Below are 6,828 nucleotides of genomic sequence, written 5' to 3'. Positions count from 1 at the left end.
GCACGGATAGGCAGCTGTCTTTTCAGCCCCTCCTTCGCCTTCTTCACCGCCTTTTCATCACCAGCATCTACGCCGGGAATCGCCTTTTCCCCACGTATCTGCGCAATCACACCCTTCAGCCACGGCTGTGCTATCAGGGTGTCATAGACATACAGGGGCTGGGAAGAATTCAATCTTCCCATATTGCCCTTGCGTGCCGGATTCAGAGCCATTACTTGTACTGTTCCCATGCTATATTCTCCTTGAAATGTTTAGCTTTGCCCTTCATCTCCATCATCTCTTTGTAGAGATATTTCAGAATATCCGACTTGTTCATTTCCTTCGGAAAAGAGAAGGAAACGAACACACGCTGCGGCGAGGTACGGAGGGCACCATGCGAGGTATGGATAATCTCCGTATAAAGCTTCCCGCCCGACTGTGCATAAGGTTTGAAGTCGAGCTGGTCGCCATGCTCGCCACCGCTGCAGATCATTCTGCCCGGAATCACCTTGGGCACCTCGCAGATGGTTTCCGCATCGTTCCAGGGAGCCTTGCGGATAGCTACGTTACCACACTCGTCAGTAATGATACTGGCATCTACCTTTTGGGCGTTCAAAAGCGCCTGTACAGCAGCCTCTGCGGCTGCAGAAAAACTTTTCTTGCTCATATATATTGAAGTTTTAGAAAGATATGTTGTTAATCAAAAATCTGGTCATTGATGGTCAGGATTCTGCCATTGAAGCGGACATCGATGGGGGTGACTTCGGTGTTGTCCGACAACAGGAAGACTCCAGAAGCACAGTAACAATGAACAAACATTTTGTTGTTCAAACTGTCCTTGATAAATCCCAGCAACCATTTGGCAATCAACTTATCACCACGTTTCTGCGGGTTCACCATATCGGTCACCATCACCTCATCGCAGAAGTTATAATCTACGGCAACGTTTTTCTTTCTTCGGTTAGAGGTCATCATTTCCAAATCAAGGAAGAAGGTTCTGAATTCTACTTCCTTCTTTGGCTCCATCACGATATGGAAGTTTCTCACTTCGCCCTCCGAATCAGCAACAATCTGATAGAGATCTTCGGGTGTCTTGTCAAATACTCGCTGCAAGTCGCTCATGCAGAAGAAGGTCTTGCCTCCCGCTGTCAGCACTCTCATCTTTCCATATTGAGGATGCTCGAAATAATAGGGTTTTATCACGTTCATCATTTTGATATATTATAATCGTTGGGGCTGCGACCATCCGCTAAATTCCGCACCAGGAAATGGTACCGGTTTTCCATATACAGAAAAGCCCCGCAACCAGACTTTATCATCTGATTGCGAGGCAAAGGTACGGCGAATTTGCCGTTAAATTGACTAAACTTTATGTACGTTAGGAAGATTAGTTCTTTGCATCTTCCTATATATCAAATACTTACTGCAACAAAATATTTCTGATTTTTTTTGCTTCATTAGGCCAAGACTTATAAGACTCATAGCAGGAAACTGATTTGCTCACAGCTACCTTTGCAGAACTCTCCATACTCTCAGCATTAGAAAATATAGCTCTAAACTCCATCCACAAGATTCGGTTGGAAGAAGGGTGCTTGATATTCAAAAGGTCAGAAACGATATAGACCATATAACCATACTCAGCCTGAGATACATCCTACACGTAAGAAGAGCCTTCTGTATGGGTATATCCATTTTCTACCAACTTCTTGAAAATGGTTTTCGCTTTCTCAGTCTTGAATTTGGGGTCAACGCCCTGCGGATCCTGTGTTGTTGATGCGTGTGCAGTATCCTTCTTCAGGATATCGCCAAATAATGTGGCATTATCGCCAAATACAATTTGGCAATCAGCAAAAATGATCGGTGCGCCACTATTCTGGTACTTTGCTAATGCTTCTAATTCTTTAGTTATTTCCATTGGATGTTTCAATTTTAGATGGTTTGAGTGTATGTTTATTGAACCCTCAATTATTTAGCCGATAGGATAGAGTGCTTTTCGTGATGGGCGCAGGGGTGCAGTAAAAGCCGGCTGCGCCCTAAGCTATAATGAATCTGCCATATTTATCATTATTAATTGTCCACTCTGCTTATAGAAGTGTTGTGGTGGTTAAAAAAATATATAAGCCTGTTGCGCTGACAATTAATGAGGGCGTTAGCAAGGTCTGTTCGACTAGGGGGCTATCTCTTCCTATCGGCAAGCAGATAACCCAAATTTCGTTTAATTACTTTCTGTTTCTGCTAAATATTTAAAGTTAATACTATAACCTAATGATTCATTTCTGTTTCCTAGGTATTCTTAATTATGTCAGGGTTATACGTTATTCTCAAGTCCTCGCCCATATTATATAAGGTCAGGCAGGCATCAGCCTGGTATCCTAGGGCGCTCTTGTAGCTTTCTTCGTACTCTGATATTTTTTCTAGTTTTTCACGCTTAATCTTTTCATCGTTTATCCGATTCACTTTATCACGATATTCGCCAAGATAATAAGCGATGGCAGATCTCATTTTATCAAGTGTATATTGAGCGACAGTCAAATCCTCCTGCTTCAGCTTGTCCAATGTCTTGTGATCAAGTTTAAAATCTATCTCCAAGCGATAAGCCACAATGATCTTATCAGCCACTAGGGAGTTAAGGAGCTTGCTCAGCCTCTTGATTCCTTCATGCCTTATGAAGTCGTTATGGTTAATATGTCCTTGAATAAGATCTGTCATATTGTTTTTTCAGACAAAGGTAAAGAAAAGGATTAATTTATGCAATAGAGTTGGGAATCCCTATGATTCCCTAGTTTTTAAGGTCTTTTAGCTGGTTTAACGTTAAATAAGGTGTTTTACCAAAAAAAGAGAGGAAGTGAGCATTTTAGTGCTACACTTCCTCGCATCCTGAAAGAATGGAAGTTCCCAGTCCCACACGCCCCTGAAAGGATGGAAGTTCCCAGTCCCACACGCCCCCTGAAAGGATGGAAGTTCCCAGTCCCACACGCCCTGAAAGGATGGAAGCTCCTGGTCCCACACGCCCTGAAAGGATGGAAGCTCCTGGACCCACACGCCCTGAAAGGGCAGAAGCTCCTAGCCCAGGGCATCGCCCTGGGTATGTTGTATGCGAGCCTGTCGCCCTGAAAGGGCAAAAGCTTTCAATTACTAGGCAAAAGCTTTACAATATCACGCAGCTCACCTAATCCCGGAATACGAAATTCTCATCATATTCCACATTATATAATTTCAAGAACGCTCTATATTCCTCTGCAAACGAATGCTTTGTGTGATGCTCTTTCTGATTGGCAATGTATTGTAATGTTTTATCCACAACTGATTGGCTGATGGAATAGGCAGCATAACCACCCTGCCATGCGAAAAAATGATAATACGCAGGGTCGAGATTCTTAATCCATCTGCTGCTGTTTCGCTTAATCTCCTCCACTATCTGGGAAATCGTGACGTCTTTGGATAAAATGAACAAGACATGAACATGATCTCCTACACCACCTGCCTTTATCTCGGCACATCCCGTAGTTTTAACAAGTTTACCGATATAATTATGAAGTCGCTCCAAATCATTTTCACGTATTTTGGGGCTCGTGGTTTTGATGTGGAAAATCAAATGGATATAAATTTTTGATAATGATTGTGCCATAATTGTAAAGCTTTTGCCCATTCAGAGCGTTGGTTTATATATCATTAATACCCAGGGTGTTGCCCTGGGCTAGGAGCTTCTGCCCTTTCAGGGCGTGCCGGGCCTACTTGATAACTTCTGTCCTTTACCTTTCCCTTCGGCCGGTGACTGTTGATTCAGGGCGTGCTGCCCCAAAACAGAGTAAATGCAATGCCTCCAGCACCGGGAAAATCATATAGAAGAACTGCATAATACATCCGTTACAATCAGAGAACTAGCGAGCTTTTCTGCTGCGTCATCAAACCCTCGTAATATCTATCAAGCTTATCATAACTTACAAATTTCACCCTATCAGAGATAGGCTTGAAATAATCATGGCTCAACCTGGCTATAAACTCAGTATGACGCCTGGCATCTGCCACGATATACATACGGGCATTAAAACTCTGAAGGTCAGAAAACTTACAGAGAGAATTCTGAATATCCGTAGTATGCTCCACCTCAAAGAAGCTATTGGGCATCATCACATCGCTGCCCAAAGAATTAGGCTGAAACCACATAACGTCTATCGTGCTGCTTCTATCCACAAATTCCTGATAGGAGAAAGGCGGAACTTCCGTCAATGTGGAGATTTCGCCCAGCTTCACATTGATACATCTCCTGTTCTTATCCTGTGCAGGAACATAGGTTTCAAGTTTCTTCATCTTACCGATATACAGCAGAAGTCCCTGATAATAAGAATGATTGAATTCCTGCACCTGCTCTGAATCTGAATTAGTTGCATCTTGTGCCACGATACCTCTATCCGCCAAGAGACTTCTATATTCCTCCAAAGCCCACAGTCCTGGACGAATGCGAAAGATTTCCTTGCGGTCTTGTACAATACGACGTATGGATGCAAATGGAGTCTTGGTATTCCATGTGCAATCCTCTATCTTGAACACCTCCTGATTCAGCTGACCGAATGTAGCACATCCACCCAACCTCTTCAAGGTCTCTATTACAGCTTCGTATTGTTTCATATCTCGCTAAGTTTTATTTCTTTCAAAACCAAAAATTAAAATCACCTTGCAAATTTACATCAATATTCAGAAAGAACAAAATAATATGTGAAAAACTTTCTGTTCTTATTCATTTTAATCCATTTTTCATTTCATCCAACCTAATTGATCTTTTTTGATCACGAAAGTTAAAAAATGATCTAATCGTTTATTTATCAGATATTTACATTATCTTTGCACCCGAAATGATGAACAAAAAGGCGATATATCATAGGACTGACGATTTCACTCTCCTCCAAGGAGACTGTATCAGGCTGATGGGCGAATTTGATTTCAAGTTCGACATGATCTTCGCCGATCCTCCTTACTTCCTCTCCAACGGCGGTATCAGCGTGCAGAGCGGAAAAGTGGTGTGCGTGGATAAAGGTGAATGGGACAAGGGCGGTTCGCCGGAACATATCGACCAATTCAACGAGGAGTGGATTTCGGCTTGCCGGGAACATCTGAAGGAGGATGGTACCATCTGGGTATCGGGAACCTATCACAATATCTTCTCCGTGGCAAACAAGCTGACGCAACTGGGATTCAAAATCCTGAATGTCATTACGTGGGCTAAGACGAATCCGCCGCCCAATATCTCGTGCCGATACTTTACTTACTCCACCGAGTTCGTTATCTGGGCAAGGAAGGAGAAGAAGGTGCCGCATTTTTACAACTACCAGTTGATGAAAAAACTGAATGATGACAAGCAGATGACGGATGTATGGCGCCTGCCTGCCATCGCAAGATGGGAAAAATCGCAGGGCAAGCATCCTACCCAGAAGCCGCTCGCTCTCCTTGCTCGCATCATTCTGGCTTCCACCAAACCGGGGGCTTGGATTCTTGACCCATTCGCCGGCAGCAGTACCACCGGCATCGCTGCCAATCTGCTGGGCCGCCGCTTCCTGGGCATCGACCAGGAAAAGCAGTATCTGGAACTGAGCAGGGCAAGAAGAGAGGAGCTGGAATCGCAGACGATTCTCCACGATTACCGGCATCGCATCAAGGATATCGAGGTAATGGAGAAAATGGAGCAGCAGGAAGGTATGCTTCCCGGCTTCATTCTCGGGGAAGAAATGCCGGGTTACGACTTGCCATTCTGAGGGGGCGCATCTTTTTCTTTGACATCAGAAGGATTCTCCTCAAAAGTGAAGATTAGAATGATGAATGGGCTTATCCCCCCAAAAAGTGACTCAGTGACTCAGTGACTCAGTGACTCAGTTTATTTCCGACCCCCTATAAGGGTTGTTTTCTGCTTACAGATTGTAAGTATATAGATTATATATTATATATATATATTTATATATATAATATATCTACTATAAAGAGGGTAGAACATACGGGCAGAAATAAACTGAGTCACTGAGTCACTGAGTCACTGAGTCACTTTTGGAAGCTGATGGATATCCTGCTTAACCATCTTACTGGAAGAACTTTAGAACAAAAAACTATATTTCGAGGAACGCAACTCAATGCTTCTTTCTTCTCTATCTTATGAGTTAGGATTATTAACGCAGTTTCAAATTGAAAGCTGCTGAAAATCGGCCCTTATCGCCACCCAAAATTTGGTGGTTCCAGAAAAAAGCCGTATCTTTGCACTGTCGTTAGAAGAAAGGCTGCACTCGGCATAGTTCAAGTAAACTTGACTCTGCGCTCGTTTGCACTTTCTTTGCACTATCGTTAGAAGAAAGGCTGCACTCGGCATAGTTCAAGTAAACTTGACTCTGCGCTCGTTTGCACTTTCTTTGCACTGTCATTCAGAGATAAGGCGCCAATCGGATGAGTGACAAAAAAACTGAATGAGTAACCATTAAAATTGAATTATTAACCCTTTAAAAACTGATTGATTATGGGACAAGGAACTAGTAAGTATCGTAAGATTACACGTACCCCTCAGACGGGGGAGAACGCAGGTAAGAAGCTCTGGTATGCTACTGCCGTGAGCGACCGTGAGATGAGTTTCGAGGACTTCGTGACTCATATCTCTGAGCACAACTCTCCATACAGCCGTGGTACTATCCATGGTGTGCTGATGGACACCCTCGATTGCCTGAAGCATCTGATTCTGGATGGCAAGAGCGTTCGTTTCTCTGACCTCGGATTGTTCTCCATCGGTATGACTTCACGTGGCGAGGTGAGCAAGGAGAAGGTGACGGCGGCTAGTGTGCTGGGCGTGCACCTGATTGTAAGAAACACAAAGAC

At 43.6% G+C, this 6,828-nt stretch carries 10 protein-coding genes; 3 read left to right on the top strand and 7 right to left on the bottom strand.

All coding sequences use genetic code 11. The features are described 5' to 3' along the window. From AAAT87_RS14845 to AAAT87_RS14825, 5 genes are all read right to left on the bottom strand, one after another. Positions 1–230, bottom strand: a 230-nt coding sequence (locus AAAT87_RS14845) for a hypothetical protein (RefSeq protein WP_349226852.1), incomplete at its 3' end; no start/stop codon positions are given. Next, positions 212–646 (bottom strand): hypothetical protein, encoded by a 435-nt coding sequence (locus AAAT87_RS14840; RefSeq protein ID WP_293496586.1) that lies wholly within the window; start codon positions 644–646, stop codon positions 212–214. The genes AAAT87_RS14840 and AAAT87_RS14845, both read right to left, overlap by 19 nt. A 29-nt stretch (positions 647–675) precedes the next feature. Continuing rightward, entirely contained in the window at positions 676–1,191 is a 516-nt protein-coding gene (locus AAAT87_RS14835) for a spore coat protein (protein WP_349226851.1), read from the bottom strand. 442 nt (positions 1,192–1,633) lie between these two features. Then, positions 1,634–1,894, bottom strand: coding sequence for a hypothetical protein (locus AAAT87_RS14830; RefSeq protein ID WP_349226850.1), 261 nt, complete (start codon positions 1,892–1,894; stop codon positions 1,634–1,636). A 368-nt stretch (positions 1,895–2,262) separates the two neighbouring features. Next, the gene (locus AAAT87_RS14825) at positions 2,263–2,688 is read right to left on the bottom strand and encodes a hypothetical protein (protein ID WP_294824474.1); all 426 of its coding nucleotides are present in this window, start codon (positions 2,686–2,688) and stop codon (positions 2,263–2,265) included. A gap of 210 nt (positions 2,689–2,898) precedes the next feature. Between AAAT87_RS14825 and AAAT87_RS14820 the strand changes: the two genes are divergently transcribed. Next, complete coding sequence (locus AAAT87_RS14820) at positions 2,899–3,093, top strand: hypothetical protein (protein ID WP_349226849.1); 195 nt, start codon at positions 2,899–2,901, stop codon at positions 3,091–3,093. A 55-nt stretch (positions 3,094–3,148) separates the two neighbouring features. Here AAAT87_RS14820 and AAAT87_RS14815 read toward each other — a convergent pair whose 3' ends face one another. After that, positions 3,149–3,607: a transposase gene (locus AAAT87_RS14815; protein ID WP_294809555.1), complete on the bottom strand. Its 459-nt coding sequence runs from the start codon at positions 3,605–3,607 to the stop codon at positions 3,149–3,151. Between the two features lie 245 nt (positions 3,608–3,852). Further along, positions 3,853–4,608, bottom strand: coding sequence for a hypothetical protein (locus AAAT87_RS14810; RefSeq protein WP_296972001.1), 756 nt, complete (start codon positions 4,606–4,608; stop codon positions 3,853–3,855). 227 nt (positions 4,609–4,835) lie between these two features. Here AAAT87_RS14810 and AAAT87_RS14805 point away from each other — a divergent pair, with 227 nt between their 5' ends. Together AAAT87_RS14805 and AAAT87_RS14800 are read left to right on the top strand one after the other, a co-directional pair. Then, positions 4,836–5,729 carry a DNA-methyltransferase gene (locus AAAT87_RS14805; RefSeq protein ID WP_349226853.1) on the top strand — a complete coding sequence of 298 codons (894 nt, stop codon included), beginning with the start codon at positions 4,836–4,838 and terminating at the stop codon, positions 5,727–5,729. Positions 5,730–6,475: 746 nt separating this feature from the next. Beyond that, a partial coding sequence (locus AAAT87_RS14800; RefSeq protein ID WP_489743473.1) for an HU family DNA-binding protein occupies positions 6,476–6,828 on the top strand: 353 nt, incomplete at its 3' end.

The sequence above is a fragment of the Segatella sinensis genome, assembly GCF_040095255.1.
Lineage (GTDB): Bacteria > Bacteroidota > Bacteroidia > Bacteroidales > Bacteroidaceae > Prevotella > Prevotella sinensis.
Note: the sequence above shows the minus strand (reverse complement) of the source record. Positions and strands in the feature narration are given on the sequence as shown.

Excerpts from the sequence above, each read along its gene's own strand:
- AAAT87_RS14840 (WP_293496586.1), bottom strand. The coding sequence starts at position 646 with ATGAGCAAGAAAAGTTTTTCTGCAGCCGCAGAGGCTGCTGTACAGGCG.
- AAAT87_RS14835 (WP_349226851.1), bottom strand. The coding sequence starts at position 1,191 with ATGATGAACGTGATAAAACCCTATTATTTCGAGCATCCTCAATATGGA.
- AAAT87_RS14830 (WP_349226850.1), bottom strand. The coding sequence starts at position 1,894 with ATGGAAATAACTAAAGAATTAGAAGCATTAGCAAAGTACCAGAATAGT.
- AAAT87_RS14825 (WP_294824474.1), bottom strand. The coding sequence starts at position 2,688 with ATGACAGATCTTATTCAAGGACATATTAACCATAACGACTTCATAAGG.
- AAAT87_RS14820 (WP_349226849.1), top strand. The coding sequence starts at position 2,899 with ATGGAAGTTCCCAGTCCCACACGCCCCCTGAAAGGATGGAAGTTCCCA.
- AAAT87_RS14815 (WP_294809555.1), bottom strand. The coding sequence starts at position 3,607 with ATGGCACAATCATTATCAAAAATTTATATCCATTTGATTTTCCACATC.
- AAAT87_RS14810 (WP_296972001.1), bottom strand. The coding sequence starts at position 4,608 with ATGAAACAATACGAAGCTGTAATAGAGACCTTGAAGAGGTTGGGTGGA.
- AAAT87_RS14805 (WP_349226853.1), top strand. The coding sequence starts at position 4,836 with ATGAACAAAAAGGCGATATATCATAGGACTGACGATTTCACTCTCCTC.